General features: G+C 61.6%; 16 protein-coding genes. 8 read left to right on the forward strand and 8 right to left on the reverse strand.

The window, feature by feature from the left end; genetic code table 11:
* Positions 1 to 86 precede the first annotated feature (86 nt).
* The 6 genes from lptF to rsmA are packed head-to-tail and all read left to right on the forward strand — an operon-like array spanning position 87 to position 7,523.
* Positions 87 to 1,214: an LPS export ABC transporter permease LptF gene (gene lptF, locus KUV51_RS07075; RefSeq protein ID WP_222520847.1), complete on the forward strand. Its 1,128-nt coding sequence runs from the start codon at positions 87 to 89 to the stop codon at positions 1,212 to 1,214.
* A complete protein-coding gene (lptG, locus tag KUV51_RS07080; RefSeq protein WP_222520848.1) occupies positions 1,211 to 2,308 on the forward strand; it encodes an LPS export ABC transporter permease LptG in 1,098 nt (365 codons plus the stop codon). The genes lptF and lptG overlap by 4 nt, the downstream gene beginning before the upstream one ends.
* Position 2,309: 1 nt before the next feature.
* On the forward strand, positions 2,310 to 4,499 hold the full coding sequence (locus tag KUV51_RS07085) for an LPS-assembly protein LptD (protein ID WP_222520849.1): 2,190 nt from the start codon (positions 2,310 to 2,312) through the stop codon (positions 4,497 to 4,499).
* Positions 4,496 to 5,725 carry a peptidylprolyl isomerase gene (locus KUV51_RS07090; RefSeq protein ID WP_222520850.1) on the forward strand — a complete coding sequence of 410 codons (1,230 nt, stop codon included), beginning with the start codon at positions 4,496 to 4,498 and terminating at the stop codon, positions 5,723 to 5,725. The genes KUV51_RS07085 and KUV51_RS07090 overlap by 4 nt, the downstream gene beginning before the upstream one ends.
* On the forward strand, positions 5,722 to 6,684 hold the full coding sequence (gene pdxA / locus KUV51_RS07095) for a 4-hydroxythreonine-4-phosphate dehydrogenase PdxA (RefSeq protein ID WP_222520851.1): 963 nt from the start codon (positions 5,722 to 5,724) through the stop codon (positions 6,682 to 6,684). Before KUV51_RS07090 ends, pdxA begins: the two co-directional genes overlap by 4 nt.
* A complete protein-coding gene (gene rsmA / locus KUV51_RS07100; RefSeq protein WP_222520852.1) occupies positions 6,681 to 7,523 on the forward strand; it encodes a 16S rRNA (adenine(1518)-N(6)/adenine(1519)-N(6))-dimethyltransferase RsmA in 843 nt (280 codons plus the stop codon). Before pdxA ends, rsmA begins: the two co-directional genes overlap by 4 nt.
* A 57-nt stretch (positions 7,524 to 7,580) precedes the next feature.
* On the opposite strand, the gene KUV51_RS07105 is transcribed toward rsmA, so the two are convergent.
* The 3 genes from KUV51_RS07105 to prfA all read right to left on the reverse strand — a co-directional run bounded on the left by KUV51_RS07105 (position 7,581) and on the right by prfA (position 10,236).
* Positions 7,581 to 8,150, reverse strand: coding sequence for a DUF4167 domain-containing protein (locus tag KUV51_RS07105; protein WP_222521280.1), 570 nt, complete (start codon positions 8,148 to 8,150; stop codon positions 7,581 to 7,583).
* Positions 8,151 to 8,353: 203 nt separating this feature from the next.
* Positions 8,354 to 9,169, reverse strand: coding sequence for a peptide chain release factor N(5)-glutamine methyltransferase (gene prmC / locus KUV51_RS07110; RefSeq protein WP_222521281.1), 816 nt, complete (start codon positions 9,167 to 9,169; stop codon positions 8,354 to 8,356).
* Positions 9,170 to 9,186: 17 nt separating this feature from the next.
* Positions 9,187 to 10,236, reverse strand: a complete 1,050-nt coding sequence (gene prfA / locus KUV51_RS07115; protein WP_222520853.1) for a peptide chain release factor 1 — start codon at positions 10,234 to 10,236, stop codon at positions 9,187 to 9,189.
* 62 nt (positions 10,237 to 10,298) lie between these two features.
* Between prfA and KUV51_RS07120 the strand changes: the two genes are divergently transcribed.
* A complete protein-coding gene (locus tag KUV51_RS07120; protein ID WP_222520854.1) occupies positions 10,299 to 10,589 on the forward strand; it encodes a hypothetical protein in 291 nt (96 codons plus the stop codon).
* Here KUV51_RS07120 and KUV51_RS07125 read toward each other — a convergent pair.
* The 4 genes from KUV51_RS07125 to KUV51_RS07140 all read right to left on the reverse strand — a co-directional run bounded on the left by KUV51_RS07125 (position 10,527) and on the right by KUV51_RS07140 (position 14,133).
* Entirely contained in the window at positions 10,527 to 10,943 is a 417-nt protein-coding gene (locus KUV51_RS07125) for a DUF1499 domain-containing protein (protein ID WP_261385678.1), read from the reverse strand. The genes KUV51_RS07120 and KUV51_RS07125 overlap by 63 nt on opposite strands.
* A 51-nt stretch (positions 10,944 to 10,994) precedes the next feature.
* Positions 10,995 to 11,942 (reverse strand): agmatinase, encoded by a 948-nt coding sequence (gene speB, locus KUV51_RS07130; protein ID WP_222520855.1) that lies wholly within the window; start codon positions 11,940 to 11,942, stop codon positions 10,995 to 10,997.
* Positions 11,932 to 12,900 (reverse strand): agmatinase, encoded by a 969-nt coding sequence (gene speB, locus KUV51_RS07135; protein WP_222520856.1) that lies wholly within the window; start codon positions 12,898 to 12,900, stop codon positions 11,932 to 11,934. Before speB (KUV51_RS07135) ends, speB (KUV51_RS07130) begins: the two co-directional genes overlap by 11 nt.
* Positions 12,901 to 12,969: 69 nt before the next feature.
* Positions 12,970 to 14,133 carry a M20 aminoacylase family protein gene (locus tag KUV51_RS07140; protein WP_222520857.1) on the reverse strand — a complete coding sequence of 388 codons (1,164 nt, stop codon included), beginning with the start codon at positions 14,131 to 14,133 and terminating at the stop codon, positions 12,970 to 12,972.
* A gap of 30 nt (positions 14,134 to 14,163) precedes the next feature.
* Between KUV51_RS07140 and mazG the strand changes: the two genes are divergently transcribed.
* Positions 14,164 to 15,018 carry a nucleoside triphosphate pyrophosphohydrolase gene (gene mazG / locus KUV51_RS07145; protein WP_410001060.1) on the forward strand — a complete coding sequence of 285 codons (855 nt, stop codon included), beginning with the start codon at positions 14,164 to 14,166 and terminating at the stop codon, positions 15,016 to 15,018.
* Here the strand turns inward: mazG and KUV51_RS07150 are convergent.
* A complete protein-coding gene (locus KUV51_RS07150; RefSeq protein ID WP_222520858.1) occupies positions 15,005 to 15,874 on the reverse strand; it encodes a hypothetical protein in 870 nt (289 codons plus the stop codon). The genes mazG and KUV51_RS07150 overlap by 14 nt on opposite strands.
* Positions 15,875 to 15,905 lie beyond the last annotated feature (31 nt).

Below are 15,905 nucleotides of genomic sequence, written 5' to 3' on the forward strand. Positions count from 1 at the left end.
AGTTTTCCCCGACCGCACCTTGGGGTAGGTTCCCGACAAACGCTGCCGCGTCCAAAAAGACGAACACACCACAACCGGGGGTCCCCTTGGTCAGATTTGACCGCTATATGTTGTCACAGCTCATGTGGCTCTTTGGCTTTTTTGCCCTCGTTCTGGTGTCCGTTTTCTGGATCAATCGCGCCGTTCAGTTGTTCGACCGCTTGATCGGAGACGGGCAGACGGCGCTGGTGTTTCTGGAGTTTTCGGCACTCGGCCTCCCGCGGCTCATAACGACGGTCCTGCCCATCGCAACCTTCGCCGCCGCGGTCTACGTCACCAACCGGCTGAACAACGAAAGCGAACTGACCGTGATGATGTCCACCGGCTCATCACCCTGGCGCCTGGCCCGGCCTGTTGCCGTCTTCGGTTTGATTTCCGCGCTGATGATGTCTGTTCTCAGCCATGTTCTCGTGCCGGCAGCGAGCGAACAACTGAACCAGCGCGAGGGCGAGATTTCCCGCAATGTCACATCGCGCCTGCTGACCGAGGGAACATTCCTCAACCCGACGCCGGGTGTGACCTTCTACACGCGGGCGATAAGCGAGGACGGCGTGTTGCAGGATGTGTTCCTCGCGGACCGACGCACGCCAAATGAGCGGGTCATATACACTGCCGCCGAAGCGTATCTTGTCAGAAACACCGACAACACATCCCTGATCATGGTCGACGGATTGGCGCAGCGTCTTTCGACAAACGACAACCGGCTGTCTACCGCCAAGTTTCAAGACTTTTCATTCGATATATCGCCGCTGATGACAGGGGATGACGAAGTTTCCCTGTCGCTGCAATTCCTGCGCACACCCGCCTTGTTGGCTGGTTGGAATGAAACCGCGAGAACGTTCGGCACCACACCCGGCGCCGTGGCTGAGGAGGTTCACAGCCGGTTTGCACGGTCGGCCTTTTGCTTTGTCACCGCGCTGATCGGATTCGCGACCCTCTTGGTCGGCGGCTATTCGCGGTTCGGCGCGTGGCGCGAGGTTGTGATCGCCTTCCTGCTGCTGATTGCCCTGGATGGAATGCGGAGCCCGCTCTCGACACCCGTGCTGGACGATGCGCGATACTGGCCGATCCTGTATACGCCGTCGCTCATTGGCCTGGGTCTGACCGTTGGACTGTTGTGGGTTGCGTCGGGCGGCGGCGCACGGTTGCGCAATATGCGGAGGCGCACGGCATGATCCTTCACGTGTATTTCGCCCGCCGCTTCGCGATCGCACTTCTCGGGATTGCAGCCGTGCTCACGGCATTGGTCGCGCTTGTGGACCTGATCGATCAGACACGGAAATTTGCGCAATTCGGTGTCGGCTTTGGCCAACGCATCGGCCTGACGCTGTTAAAAGTACCGGAAACGCTGAACCAGATCCTGCCACTGATCATGATCTTGGGCACTGTTGCGCTCTTTGTCTCACTGGCCCGATCATCGGAATTGGTGGTTACACGCGCTGCCGGACGGTCGGCACTTCGGGCGCTGACGGGACCGGTTGTCGTGTCGATCATCATCGGCATTCTGGCGACAACCACGCTTGGCCCCATGGTCGCTGCGACGTCCAAGCGCTACGCGACATTGGCGGAAACCTATCGCTCTGGCGGCGTATCGGCATTGTCGATATCAGAAGAGGGCCTGTGGCTGCGCCAGGGCAGCGAGGCCGGGCAGACCGTGATACGGGCGGCCCGTTCGAATGCGGATGCCTCCGTGCTCTATGGGGTTACATTCGTTGCCTATGCGCCCAACGGAGGTCCGATTCGGCGGATCGAGGCTGCAAGCGCTGCGCTGCGCGACGGCGCCTGGTCTCTACGCAGGGCCAAGGCGTGGCCGCTCACCGTCGGAATCAATCCAGAGGCAAACGCGGTCGAACACGAGCTTCTCGAAGTGCCCTCTACCCTGACGCTTGACAGCATACGCGAACGTCTCGGCACCCCGGCAGGCGTTTCGATCTGGGATATGCCCGAGTTCATCGCACAATTGGAACAGGCAGGTTTTTCAGCACGCAAGCACGTGGTCTGGATGCAGTCGGAACTGGCGCGCCCGATCTTTCTGATGGGCATGGTTCTTGTTGCCGCTGCCTTCACGATGCGCCATACCCGGTTTGGGGGGACCGGCACGGCAGTGCTGGCTGCGGTGTTGCTGGGGTTTGGCTTGTACTTCATCCGAAGCTTTGCACAGATACTGGGCGAAAATGGCCAGATACCGGTGTTGCTTGCGGCATGGGCACCGCCAGTTGCTTCGATTCTCTTGGCACTTGGTCTGCTCCTTCGGGCCGAGGACGGCTAGGATGCGGCGCAGTTTTGGACATGTTCTAGCGCTGGTTCTGCTCATGACGGGGTGGAGTGGTCCTTCTGCGGCGCAATCCCAGCCTGACGCCCCGGCCACCGAACCGCCGCCTGCGGTCCTGGTGGCCGACGATATCGAGGTCACGCGCGACCGACGCCTGATCGCACGCGGCAATGTCGAAGCATTTCAGGGTGCAACCCGACTGAGTGCGCAGGCCATCGAGTACAACCCCGATACAGGCGCTCTGACCATCACCGGCCCCATCGTCGTCGAAGAAGGCGACGACGTTCTGATCCTGGCAAGCCAGGCGGAGTTGAGCGAGGATCTGCAAAACGGCCTTCTGACCGGAGCACGGCTCGTGCTGAATGACCAGCTGCAACTGGCCTCCGTCCAGATGAACCGTGTCGGCGGACGATATACGCAACTCTACAAGACCGCGGTCACGTCCTGCCGCATATGCGAGGACGATCCAAAGCCCCCATTGTGGCAAATCCGCGCCAAGCGCGTCATCCACGATCGGGAGGCGCGCCAGCTTTACTTTGACGGGGCGCAGTTGCGGGTGCTGAACGTGCCCATCTTTTACCTGCCGAGGCTGCGGCTGCCTGACCCGACACTCGAACGTACGTCCGGTGTGCTGTTTCCGCAGATCCGGTCGAACTCGCGCCTCGGGACCGGGCTGGCCGTACCGTATTTCATCGCACTTGGGGATCACAGGGACCTGACACTGACCCCCTACCTGTCCAGCAGCACCCGCACTTTGGAGTTCCGGTATCGTCAGGCGTTCCGACGGGGAAACATCATCGTCCAGGGCGCATACTCCAATGACGATGTGCAGCCAGACGACACGCGCGGCTATCTGTTTGCCGCCGGTGAATTTGCGCTTGAGCGCGGCTTCGTCCTGGAATTCGATCTCGAGTCGATTTCTGACGACGCCTACTTCAACGACTACGGCTTTTTCGGCAAGGACAGGCTGGACAGCACCATACAGCTGTCGCGGACGCGCAGGGATGAGTTCATCCGGCTGTCCTATGTGAACTTCAAATCGCTGCGCGATGATGAGGATGATGACCTGCTTCCCTCGGATGTGATCGACGCGCTCTATGAGCGGCGGTTCCATCCGAACCTGATTGGAGGAGAGGTCAGACTGGCTGCCGAAGCACATGCGCATGAACGCCCGTCTGACGTCGATTTCGATGCCGATGGCGACGGGTTTGCCGATGGCACGGATGTCCTGCGGTTCAGCTTCGACGCGGAATGGTTGCGCACGATGCAGTTTGGCGGCTTGCAAACGCAAACAACGCTCGGGCTCGCCGCCGATGTCATTCGGGTCAGCGACGACGCTACTTTTGATGGCGGAGACAGCGGTCTCGCCCCCAAGCTCGGCGTTACCCTGCGCTATCCACTGGTTCGGCGCGGCAACAATGGCGTTCGTCAGTTCTTTGAACCGATTGCCCAGTTCGCATGGGTTGGCGGGGATGGTTTGCATGTTCCCAACGACGAAAGCACCCGGGTTGAGTTTGATGAAGGAAATCTTCTGTCTCTCAGCCGCTTTCCATCCGAAGACCGGCGCGAGCGCGGCTGGGCACTGGCCTATGGTGGCACCTGGGCGCGCCTGGATCCGGATGGGTGGTCGGCCAGCCTGACGATGGCACAGATCCTGCGCGAAGAGGAACAGGTGGATTTCAACGACACATCCGGCTTGTCCGGCACGACGTCCGACTTTCTGCTGGCCGGCAAGCTGGAGTTTGATGGCGGCTTGGCGCTTTATGGCCGCACACTGTTCAACGAAAGTTTTGACGTATCCAAGGCCGAAGTCCGTGGCGCCTGGAGCAGCAATCGGCTGCGGCTCGGCGGCAGCTACATCTGGATTTCCGAGGATGCAGATATCGATCTGGACTCGCCAATCGGCGAAGTGACGTTCGATGGCGGCTTCAAGATCGATCGGTTTTGGACGGCAAATGCGAGCTGGCGATATGATCTGGAGGAGGGCCGCGCCGCGACGGCAGGCGCCGAGATTGCATATACCAACGAATGCGTGACGGTGGGGCTGTCGGTCAATCGCAGCTTCGCGGACTCGACAACTCTTGAGCCCTCCACCAGTCTGGGGTTAACAGTGTCCCTGCGTGGGTTCTCGGTCAACACCGGGGAACGCGTGGAAACACGATCATGCGGAAAGCAGGCGACAAGATGAGCGGTAAGAAGTTTCGGCGAGCGGTCATTGCAACATGCGCCCTGATCCTGTCCACGGTGCAGGCTCCGGCGCAAGGGCTGTTCGACCCCGTCGCACAGGTAGATCAACGGACGATCACCGAATTCGAGGTGCAGCAGCGTCAGCGCTTTCTGCGCTTGCTCGGTGCCAGCGGCAGCAGCCGCAGCGAAGTGATCGAAGAGTTGATCCGTGACCGCCTGCGCGAAGCGGAAACACGGGCGGTGGGCATTGTCCTTGGCCCGGATGAACTGGCCGCAGGGCTCGCAGAGTTTGCAGGCCGCGCCGATCTGAGCACCGAAGAATTCGTTCAGGGCCTCGCCAGCGAGGGCGTGGCCGAAGAAACATTCCGTGATTTTGTGAATGCGCAGCTGGTGTGGCGTGACTATATCCGTGCGCGCTTCGGCAACCGGGTGCGCATCGACGATCGCGAGATCGACCGCGCCGTTCAGTCCGCGCGCGGCAATTCGGGTATCGAAGTCCTCGTTTCCGAGATCATCATCCCTGCACCACCGCAGGAAGCCGAACGGGTTCTGGAACAGGCCGAAATCATCGCCCAGACCAAGTCCGAGGCCGAATTCTCGAACTTCGCGCGCCGTTTTTCCGCCACCGCATCACGCGGAGCGGGGGGCCGCCTGCCCTGGACACCAATCTCGGACCTGCCGCCCGTGCTGCGCCCGCTTCTGCTGGCGCTTGGACCGGGCGATGTGACGGCACCCTTGCAGATCCCCAATGCCGTCGCCTTGTTCCAGTTGCGCGACATCCGCGAAACCGAAGCTCCGCAGCAGACATTCTCCGCCATTGAGTACGCGGCGTACTACATCAACGGTGGACGCACGCCGGAAGCGCTGTCGCGGGCTCAGTCGATTGCAGCCCGCGTCGACCGCTGCGACGACCTCTACGGTGTGGCACGCGGGCAGGATCCGTCGGTTCTCGACCGTGGCAGCTTGCCGCCGGACGAGATCCCCGATGACATCGCCATCGAGCTGTCCAAGCTCGACCCCGGCGAGGTGTCCACGGCCCTGACACGCGCAAATGGCAATACGCTTGTGTTCCTGATGCTTTGCGGCCGCACGCCGACACTGGAAGAGGATCAGGAAATCGACCGTGGCGCCGTCGCATCGCAGTTGCGCAACCAGCGCCTGAATGCCTTCTCCGAGACGTTGCTGGCCGATTTGCGGGCTGACGCCGACGTGCGCATCTTCGAATGACGGCACGGCCCATCGCCATCTGCTGTGGCGAACCGGCGGGCATCGGCCCGGAAATTGCGGCAAAAGCCTGGACAGAACTGCGCAATGACATCCCGATGGTCTTGCTGGGTGATCCACGGCATCTGCCGGATGGCACGCCTTGGGTCGAGGTTGGTGACGGTCGCCTGACAGGGCCGACAGACGCCCTGCCCGTTCTGCGCCACGACTTTCCCGCCCCCGCCACGGCGGGCACACCGACGCTGGAAAACGCACAGGGTGTGATAGACGTGATCGCCCGCGGGGTTGATCTGGTGACCCGTGGCGAGGCAGCGGCGCTGTGCACCGCTCCCATCCACAAGAAGGTGCTGATGGACGGTGCCGACTTTGCCTATCCGGGACATACCGAATACCTCGAAGCGCTGACCGGTGCTGCGCGCGCAGTCATGATGCTCGCCTCGGACGAATTGCGCGTGGTGCCGACCACGATCCACATCGCGCTTGAAGATGTGCCAAGCGCGCTCACACCCGATCTGCTGCGAGAGACGGTCCAGATCACCGCAAACGGCCTGCGCGATCAGTTCCACCTGCCCGACCCGCGCATTGCCGTGGCCGGTCTGAATCCCCACGCGGGCGAAGGCGGCGCCATGGGACGACAGGAGCTCGATTGGATCGCCGACCTGATCACGGACATGGCGAAGGACGGTCTGAACATAACCGGTCCCTGGCCTGCCGACACGATGTTCCACGCCGCCGCGCGCAAACAGTACGACGCGGCGATCTGCATGTACCATGATCAGGCCCTGATCCCGATCAAGACATTGGATTTCGACCGGGGCGTGAACGTGACACTCGGTTTGCCCATCATCCGCACATCGCCGGACCATGGCACCGCCTTCGACATCGCAGGCCGCGGCACCGCCAACCCCACAAGCATGATCGAAGCGATCCGGCTGGCGCACAAGATGGCGCAAGGCTCATGAGCGCCATTGACGATCTGCCGCCGTTGCGCGAGGTGATTGCAACGCACGGGCTGAGTGCGCGCAAGGCATTGGGCCAGAACTTTCTGCTCGACCTGAACCTGACAGCCAAGATCGCACGGCAGGCCGGTGACCTGAGTGGTTCCGATGTTCTGGAAATCGGTCCAGGCCCCGGCGGGTTGACCCGCGGGCTCTTGTCCGAAGGCGCACGCAAGGTCCTTGCCATCGAAAAGGATGCACGTTGCCTGCCCGCGCTGGCAGAGATTGCCGACCGCTATCCGGGCCGTTTGCAGGTGATCGAGGGCGACGCGCTCGAAATTGATCCGCTGGAGCACCTCACGCCGCCCATCCGGGTTGCCGCCAACCTGCCCTACAACGTCGGCACGGAGTTGCTGGTGCGCTGGCTCACACCGCAGACATGGCCGCCTTTCTGGCAATCCCTGACGTTGATGTTTCAGCGCGAGGTGGCCGAACGGATCGTGGCGCAACCGGGGTCCAAGACCTATGGCCGTCTCGCCGTACTGGCCCAGTGGCGGGCCGATGCAAGGATCGTCATGTCACTGCCCCCCGGTGCGTTTACCCCACCGCCAAAGGTGTCGAGCGCCGTTGTGCACCTGACCGCCCTGCCCCAGCCCAGGTTCGAAGCGCAGGCCGATGTGCTAAGCCGTGTCGTGGCCGCCGCCTTCAATCAACGGCGCAAGATGTTGCGCGCCGCGCTGAAGGGCACGGCTCCCGATATTGAAGATCGATTGATCGCTGCCGGCATCAAACCGACGGACCGCGCAGAACAGGTTCCGCTCGAGGCGTTTTGCGCCCTCGCGCGTGAAGTAGCAAAGGGCTGACACAGCACCTGGCACGCCAGCGGCAAGCGCCCGTACTACCGAGAACAAAGGAAGCGCTTACTCAGCCGCCTCGGACGCCTCTGGCGCTGATCCGTCGGCTTCTGATTGCGAAGCGGCTTCAGCCTGCTCGGCCACGGGTTCGGCCTTGGGCTTGCGCGGGGCCCGGCTGCGCGTGGATTTCGGCTTTGGTTTGGGCTGACTTTCGGGCGTTTCCACCAAGCCGCTGTCGCCATCGCTATCGACAACGTCAGGCTGCGGCGCCTGTGCGGGATCGGGATTGGCCTCCTGCTCCTGGCGGGCAGCGCGTTCGCGGTCACGCTCGGCCTGGCGTTCACGGTTCTGGCGATCCTGCTCCTCCCGGCGCGCTTCGATCTCGCGCTGCGCTTCGGCCAACATGCGCAGGTAGTGCTCCGCGTGCTGCTGAAAGTTCTCGGTCGCGACACGGTCACCAGACAGCTGCGCGTCACGGGCGAGCTGGTTGTACTTGTCGATAATCTGCTGCGGCGTGCCGCGCACCTTGCCCTCGGGGCCGGAACTGTCGAACACGCGATTGACGACGTTGCCGCCACCACCGGAATTGCGGTTGCGGTTGCTCTTGGACCGGGACCGTGATCTCGAAGACTTCATGGATGTGTTCAGCTCTCTGGCAAAATACTTTGGGATCGCCTGTGCCGCATCAGCCTGGTTGCGTGTCACAGTCTCTTGGCGATCTTGTGGATGGGACGCTGCTGCATGACCAAGGCCGCGCAATCTGCGTCTGATCCCGAATATGCACGCTCAGACCCGGACGACAAGGGTTAATGGGGCATTTTCGACACTTTTTGACCCACTCACGCCGGATTCCGCGCAATAAGGACCCTGTCGCGCCCGTCAAGATCGGGCAGGATGTCGACCGTGCCCCATCCACCGTTCTCAAAAATGGTGCGCACATCCGGCCCCTGCTGCCACCCTATCTCGCACAGGACGCGGCCTTGCGCAGTCAGATAGCTGCCCGCTTCGTTGGCGATGGTGCGATAAGCGTTAAGACCGTCGCCCTCGTCGGTCAGAGCCATGCGAGGTTCGTGATCGCGCAACTCCGGCGCGATCTCTTCCATTTCGAATGCAGACAGGTATGGCGGGTTCGCAACAATCAGGTCAAACCGCTCTTCGACCGGGTCAAACCAGTCGCCTTGCAGAATGGTCGCCCTGGCAGCAACTTTGTGCAGTACAGCATTGGCAGAGGCTTGCAGACAGGCTGCCTCCGAAAGATCGACACCGACGCCATGCGCTTCTGTCCGTTCCGCTAAGAGGGTAACCAGCAAGCAACCGGACCCGATGCCCAGATCAAGGACGCGCCCGAAATCCTCTGTCAGCGCCGCCTCGACCAGTGTTTCGGTTTCCGGGCGCGGGTCCAGCACATCCGAGCTGACCTTGAAAGCGCGCCCATAGAACTCACGCTGACCGATCAGGTGGCTGACGGGCACACGGACCGCACGCAAGGCGATGAGATGATCATACCTGTCGGCGATGTCAGGGGCGATGTCCTCGGGTGCGATAAGGGTCACGCGCGCCGCATCGACCTGCGCCGCGTGCGCAAGAAGCACCCGCGCGTCGCGCGCCGGATCAGGCACACCCGCTGCCCGCAGCCGCGCGGTGGCCGCGACCATGGCCTGTGCGGCCGTGGTCACGTGCCCATCTCGGCCATCAGCCGCGCCTGCGCATCCGCCGTCAACGCATCGATCACCTCGTCCAGATCGCCCTGCATCACCTGATCCAGCTTGTAGAGGGTGAGGTTGATCCGATGATCGGTCATGCGGCCTTGGGGGAAGTTGTAAGTGCGAATGCGCTCCGACCGGTCGCCCGAGCCAACCTGCGCCGCCCTGTCGGCGGACCGTTCGCTGTCCACCCGGCTGCGCTCAAGGTCGTAAAGCCGCGCGCGCAGCACCTGCATGGCGATCTCGCGGTTGCGGTGCTGCGACTTCTCGCTGCTGGTTACCACGATGCCTGTTGGCAGGTGCGTGATGCGCACGGCACTGTCGGTGGTGTTGACGTGCTGACCGCCCGCGCCGGAGGCGCGCATCGTGTCGATGCGGATATCCTGTTGAGAGATGTCGATGTCGACATCCTCGGCCTCGGGCAGCACGGCCACCGTCGCCGCTGACGTATGAATACGCCCGCCGCTTTCGGTCGTGGGCACACGCTGCACGCGGTGCACACCGCTTTCATACTTCATCCGGGCAAAGACGTTGTTACCGGTAATATGGGCCACAACCTCCTTGATCCCGCCCAGCTCCGTCGCCTGTTCCTCAACGATATCAAGCTTCCAGCCCCGCCCCTCGGCGTAGCGCTGGTACATGCGCAAAAGGTCGCCCGCGAACAGGGCTGCTTCGTCGCCTCCCGTCCCGGGTCGGATCTCAAGCATGGCGGGTTTTGCGTCTGCGGCATCCTTGGGCAAGAGCGCGATCTGCAAGGCTGCTTCGGCGTCTGGCAGAGCTGCCTTGAGGCGGGGCAACTCCTCTTCCGCCAGTTCTGCCATATCGGGATCGGACAACATGGCCTCGGCTTCTTCCATGTCGGCCACGATCTGCTGATACGCATTGATCTGATCCACGACAGGTTTGAGGTCGGAATACTCCTTGGCCAGCGCCGCAATGTCACCGGACCCGTCGGCCATGGCGGCCTCAAGATACTGAAAGCGCTGGGTGATCTGCAAAAGGCGGTCTTGGGGGATCATAACGCCGGTTTGATCCAAGCCCGACTATTGGTCAAGAGGCCGTCTGTGCTATACTCCTACTCATGCTGCGCAACACGTTGATTTTTCTGATGATGGCCAGCCCCGCGCTGGCAGATGTCACCTCACCCTCTGGCAAGACGGTCGAGTGCTACTGCACGGACAAGGCTGGTAGCAGGATCGAATTGGGTCAAACGATCTGCATGCAGGTGGATGGTCGCATGTTCATGGCCCAGTGCCAGATGTCGCTGAACTCGCCCATGTGGCGCGAGGTGCAGGAAGGCTGCATGAGCTCATCCCTGCGCGGCGGCGAGAAGCAACCGCTCCAGTCGTTCGCGGTTGACGCCAAAATCTGAGCGACCGAAACGCAACCGGGCATGCATCCTGAGCAGCCCATCGCTGTATTCCACCGTTGTGTAATCCGGAAAGCCGATCCATTTGGAGCGGGTCACGTATGTGATCCGCCCTTCTTCAACCGATCCGGCGATTGCATGCGTGCGCGGCAGGCTGCGCGCGGCTGCGTCAACCCGCGCCAACGCGTCAGGCTCCGCCGGCGCAACCCGTATGGCACCGCCCGCCATGTTCTGGTTGTTGGTTTCTGCAACCGGCCTGTGCCACTGGCCCACATCTGTCGGGGCGAGCCGGACAAAGGCGAGCAATCCGATAACAAAAACACAAGCAACGACAAAGAGATACATCACAAACCTCATTCCATGCTCTTCACTTTGCCAGATAAACCGCCGCCGGAGGCTCCCGCAATCTCAACGATAGGCCACGCCCGGAAGGACGCATAACAGTTCATACAGGATATTCGCTCCTGTCAGCGCTGTATTGCCGGATGTATCGTATGGCGGAGAGACTTCAACGAGGTCGCAACCCACAATGTTGAGACCGCGCAATGCCCGGATCAATTGTAGCGCCTGCGGCGTGGTCAGGCCAGCGATTTCGGGAGTGCCGGTGCCGGGCGCAAACGCCGGATCCAGACTGTCGATATCATAGCTGACATAGGTTGGAACATCCCCGATATCCCGCCGGATTTCAGCCCCGAGCTGGCTCAGATCGCGCCCCCACAACTCGGAGGCTGGAAAATGCTGAAAACCCCAACCCTGCGCCTCGGTAAAGTCTTCTGCCGAATAGCCAGTGCCGCGCAAACCGATCTGGTAGACCTTCTCGAGCTGGACAAGACCCTCTTCAAAGGCGCGGCGAAACACGGTGCCGTGCGTCTCCTTCTCGCCGAACATCTCGTCATTGACGTCTGCATGGGCATCCACATGCACCAACGCGACGCGACCATGGCGTTTGGCCATCGCCCGCAGAATGGGAAGCGTAATGGAATGGTCGCCACCGATGGCCAACGGCACTGCGTCGAAGTCGAGGATCGCCTCGTAACTCTCTGCAATGATACGCAAACTATCGGCCAGAGAGAACGTATTGATCGCAAGATCACCAATATCCGCCACCTGCAAACTGTCAAAGGGCGCAGCCCCCGTCTGCAGATTGTAGGGCCGGATCATCGCGGATTCGCTGCGCACCTGTTTCGGTCCGAACCGCGTGCCTGACCGCCACGAGGTCCCGATGTCCATTGGCACGCCAAGAACGGCCACATCCAGCTTTTGCAATTCGTTCGAAAACGGCAGGCGCATGAACGTGTTCGGCCCGGAAAACCGCGCCAGATCATTGCCGCTGATCGGCTGATTTCTAGGCGCCACTGCGCATCCTCCATCCCAGAAGCTGACAAATCTCGGTCGCCACATGCGCGCCCGCGATGGCCGTGGCACCGGTTGTGTCAAAGGGGGGTGAAACCTCGACCACGTCCCCGCCTTGAATGTTGATACCCGCCAGCCCACGCAGCAGCGCCGCCGCCTGAGCGGAACTGAGACCGCCCCACACAGGCGTGCCTGTGCCGGGGGCAAAGGCCGGGTCCAAACCGTCGATGTCGAAACTCAGATAAACCGGCCTGTCACCTACGATCTCCCGCGCACGTGCCGCCGCCGCCTCCGGCCCAATGCGATGGAATTCCGGCGCGTCGATGATGTTCACGCCCAGTGTATCCTCGTTCGTCGTCCGGATCCCGATTTGGACCGACGTGGCAGGGTCCACGATCCCGGACTTCACCGCCTTGTAGAACATTGTACCGTGATCGACGCGGGCCATGTCGTCATCCGCCCAGGTATCGGTATGGGCGTCGATCTGGATCAACGAAATAGGCCCATGTTTCTCGGCATATGCTTTGAGAATGGGGAACGAAATGTAGTGATCGCCGCCCAGTACGACGCTCGCTGCACCCGCGTCGAGGATACCGCGGACATGCAACGTCAACGTCTCTGGAAAGGCGGGAATATTGGCGTAGTCGAACGCCAAATCGCCATAGTCGACGATGACACGCTCGCTGAGCACATCAAATGGCCAGCCATAGGGCGCGTCCGGCGCCAGCAGAGACGACGCCTCTCGGATAGCGCGCGGGCCCAGCCGTGTGCCGGGCCGGTTCGTCACCGCCTGATCAAAGGGCACACCGGTCACCGCAATGTCCACGCCAGTCAGATCCTTGGTGTAACGTCGCCGCAAAAACGACGTCGCCCCGCCAAAGGTCAGCTCATAGGACGGCCCACGTGGGTCTTCGCGGGTAAAGGCATGATCGATCTGGTGTTTCGCGTCTTCCAACGCCATCCCGCGTCTCTCTTCTCTGTTTGAACAAAATCCGGGGGTCAGGTGCTGCGCGCCGAGGGGCAGCGCTTCTTACCGCAGTGGCTGTGCCGTCTCGACCAGTCGTGCGAAAAAGGACGCACCGATGGGCGCAATCTCGTCATTGAAATTGAACTCGGGATGATGAACGCCCACACCTTCGCCCTGCCCAAGCATCAGGTAAGCGCCAGGTCGCGCCTCGAGCATATAGGAAAAATCCTCTGCCCCCATCACCGGCTCAACATCCGCGTCCACTCCCGTTGCACCAGAAACCTCTGCTGCAACCTGAGCGGCAAAGGCTGCCTTGTCGCTGTCATTCACCGTCGGAGGATAGCCAAATTCGAACTCCAGCCGCGCCTCGCAGCCATATGCCGCGGCGGTCCCCGCAACAATCTCTTCCATCCGACGCACAACCATCGCCTGCACGTCCTTGGAGAAGGTGCGCACCGTGCCGTTGATATAGGCGCTCTCGGGGATGACGTTGTCGGTCGTGCCGGTATGGATCTGGGTCGTCGAGATGACCAGTTGCTCCAGCGGGTGATGATTGCGGCTGACGATGGTCTGAACCGCCGTCACGATGGCGCAGGCGGCGACGACCGGATCCACGCAATCATAGGGCCGCGCGCCATGCCCACCCTTGCCCGTGACATGAATGTGGAACGTATCGGCCGCCGCCATTATGGGACCCGCGCGGGTGTGAAACTTGCCGACATCACGGCCGGGCGAGTTGTGGATGGCATAAACCTCGCCGATGTCGAAACGGTCCATGATGCCCTCCTGCACCATGACCTCACCCCCGCCTCCATCTTCCTCGGCGGGCTGGAAAATCAACGCGACCTTCCCGGTGAAATTGCGCGTCTCAGCCAAATACTTCGCTGCGCCCAATAGCATTGCCGTATGCCCGTCATGCCCACAGGCGTGCATCTTGCCGGGATGAGTCGAGGCATAAGGCACGCCGGTCTGCTCCTCGATGGGCAGTGCATCGAAATCTGCGCGCAGGCCAATGGTCGGCCCCTCGCCCTGCCCCTTGATGATCGCCACGATGCCGGTCTGCGCGATCTCGCCATGCACCTCATCCACACCAATCTCGGCCAGCCGTTCCAGGATAAAGGCCGATGTCTTGGGGCAATCGAACGACAGTTCCGGGATCGAATGCAGATGCTGACGCCATGCGGCCATGTCGGGGGCAAGATCGCCGATGCGGTTGATGATGGGCATGGGTGGACTCCGGGCGCTGGGATACGTCACATGTCAGCAAACCTGAAACCGGCGGGGGCTGCAATGGGTGACGACCTGATCCATGACCAAAACGCAGGGATAGAGCGCCTGCTGGAAATCATGCGCCGCCTGCGCGATCCGGAGACGGGTTGCCCCTGGGATGTCGAACAGACCTTCCAGACCATCGCGCCCTACACGATCGAGGAAGCCTATGAGGTGGCAGACGCCATCGAACGGGAGGACTGGACCGAGCTTGAGGGCGAATTGGGCGACCTGCTTCTGCAATCGGTCTACCACACGGCCATCGGCGAAGAGGCTGGGCATTTCAGCTTTCATTCCGTGGTCACGAACATCTCGAACAAGATGGTGGACCGGCACCCGCATGTGTTCGGCGACGAATCCCGAGACAAGAGCGCCGAACAGCAAACCCGTGACTGGGAAGCGATCAAGGCCGCCGAACGGGCCGGCAAGGCCCAGAAAGGTGCGCTTGACGGCGTTGCGATGAACCTGCCCGCTCTCTTGCGCGCGGTGAAGCTGCAGAAGCGCGCGGCCCGCGTGGGCTTCGATTGGCCCGAAACTGCGCAGGTGATCGACAAGATCAAGGAAGAGGCCGCCGAACTGGTCGAGGCGCGTGATACCATGGGCCATGACGAGATGGTGGACGAGATGGGCGATCTGCTTTTTGTCGTCGCCAACCTCGCGCGGCATCTCGGGGTCGAGCCCGAAGAGGCGCTGCGACGCACAAACGCCAAGTTCACCCGCAGGTTCAGCGCGATCGAGGCCACCTTGGCGCAAGACGGCAAGCGCCCGCAGGACAGCACGCTGGAAGAGATGGACGCACTTTGGAACGCGGTGAAAGCGCAGGAGAAAGCTACACGAAATTGACGTGCGGCATCCATTCGATCTGCTTTAAGTCGGACGCGTAACGCGCTGCCAAATCAGCTTTTTCAATATCGGAAAACTCGGCAATACCGCGTGATGCACGATCCTGCGAATGTTCGTCGATGATCGCTGTCCAAGCAGCGCGCGACAATGACTCACCCGCTTGGTAGCGCGCTTGCAACACCTCCAGCGCCGCATCGGTTGCGCTTTTGTTGACCACCCTCGCGGGCTCTCTCAGCATATCGCGCGGCAAGTCCGGGACCAGTCTGTGCAGGAGGTCGACATTGGTGCCGCGCGCGGCATAGGGCACAACGGTCATCACTTGCGGCTTCAGCGCCTCATACATGCCAGCAACCAAGGCGGGCCACCCGCGGTCCATATTCATGTAGTGATCGCGCACCTGTGCAAAGCCGGGCATCGCATTGTCTTCGGCCCGCTTGCGATAGGCTGACACAAAAAGCTGATCGTATGGGCGCACAACAAGGAGAAGATGGGCAATCGGCCCCGTCCAGGCGGCGCGCAGAGCGGCGCATCGTTTTTCGGCAAAGGGATAAAACAGGCCCTGCATGAAGTGATACATGCGTCCGGTGATGTTTTCTTCGGACAGGATCAACGGACGGCCGTCGCGATACTCTTCAAGCCCCTTACGGGCCTTGATTGCCGCCGCTTCTGGGTCGATCCGTGAGCCGGAAGGCAGTCTGAGCGCCAGCTTGCCCGAAGGGATGCCATCCCGACCGGGATAGGCTGTCGCCCAACCAAGGTCGCCCAGGATCTGGCGGTTTTCGTGCAGCCCAAGCTGAAAGGACGAAGTGCCCGTGCGGTGCGCACCTGCATGGATATAAATCGGGGCGTCGGCCATGGTGTCCGCTCTTATGTCAGCATTTCCGCCC

Origin of the sequence: Tateyamaria omphalii, assembly GCF_019802125.1 — a bacterium.
Taxonomy (GTDB): Bacteria; Pseudomonadota; Alphaproteobacteria; order Rhodobacterales; family Rhodobacteraceae; genus Tateyamaria; species Tateyamaria omphalii_B.

Bases quoted from the DNA above. Each gene is read 5' to 3' on its own strand.
- lptG (WP_222520848.1), top strand. From the start codon at position 1,211: ATGATCCTTCACGTGTATTTCGCCCGCCGCTTCGCGATCGCACTTCTC.
- KUV51_RS07085 (WP_222520849.1), top strand. From the start codon at position 2,310: ATGCGGCGCAGTTTTGGACATGTTCTAGCGCTGGTTCTGCTCATGACG.
- KUV51_RS07090 (WP_222520850.1), top strand. From the start codon at position 4,496: ATGAGCGGTAAGAAGTTTCGGCGAGCGGTCATTGCAACATGCGCCCTG.
- pdxA (WP_222520851.1), top strand. From the start codon at position 5,722: ATGACGGCACGGCCCATCGCCATCTGCTGTGGCGAACCGGCGGGCATC.
- rsmA (WP_222520852.1), top strand. From the start codon at position 6,681: ATGAGCGCCATTGACGATCTGCCGCCGTTGCGCGAGGTGATTGCAACG.
- KUV51_RS07105 (WP_222521280.1), bottom strand. From the start codon at position 8,150: ATGAAGTCTTCGAGATCACGGTCCCGGTCCAAGAGCAACCGCAACCGC.
- prmC (WP_222521281.1), bottom strand. From the start codon at position 9,169: ATGGTCGCGGCCACCGCGCGGCTGCGGGCAGCGGGTGTGCCTGATCCG.
- prfA (WP_222520853.1), bottom strand. From the start codon at position 10,236: ATGATCCCCCAAGACCGCCTTTTGCAGATCACCCAGCGCTTTCAGTAT.
- KUV51_RS07120 (WP_222520854.1), top strand. From the start codon at position 10,299: ATGCTGCGCAACACGTTGATTTTTCTGATGATGGCCAGCCCCGCGCTG.
- KUV51_RS07125 (WP_261385678.1), bottom strand. From the start codon at position 10,943: ATGAGGTTTGTGATGTATCTCTTTGTCGTTGCTTGTGTTTTTGTTATC.
- speB (WP_222520856.1), bottom strand. From the start codon at position 12,900: ATGGCGTTGGAAGACGCGAAACACCAGATCGATCATGCCTTTACCCGC.
- KUV51_RS07140 (WP_222520857.1), bottom strand. From the start codon at position 14,133: ATGCCCATCATCAACCGCATCGGCGATCTTGCCCCCGACATGGCCGCA.
- mazG (WP_410001060.1), top strand. From the start codon at position 14,164: ATGTCAGCAAACCTGAAACCGGCGGGGGCTGCAATGGGTGACGACCTG.
- KUV51_RS07150 (WP_222520858.1), bottom strand. From the start codon at position 15,874: ATGGCCGACGCCCCGATTTATATCCATGCAGGTGCGCACCGCACGGGC.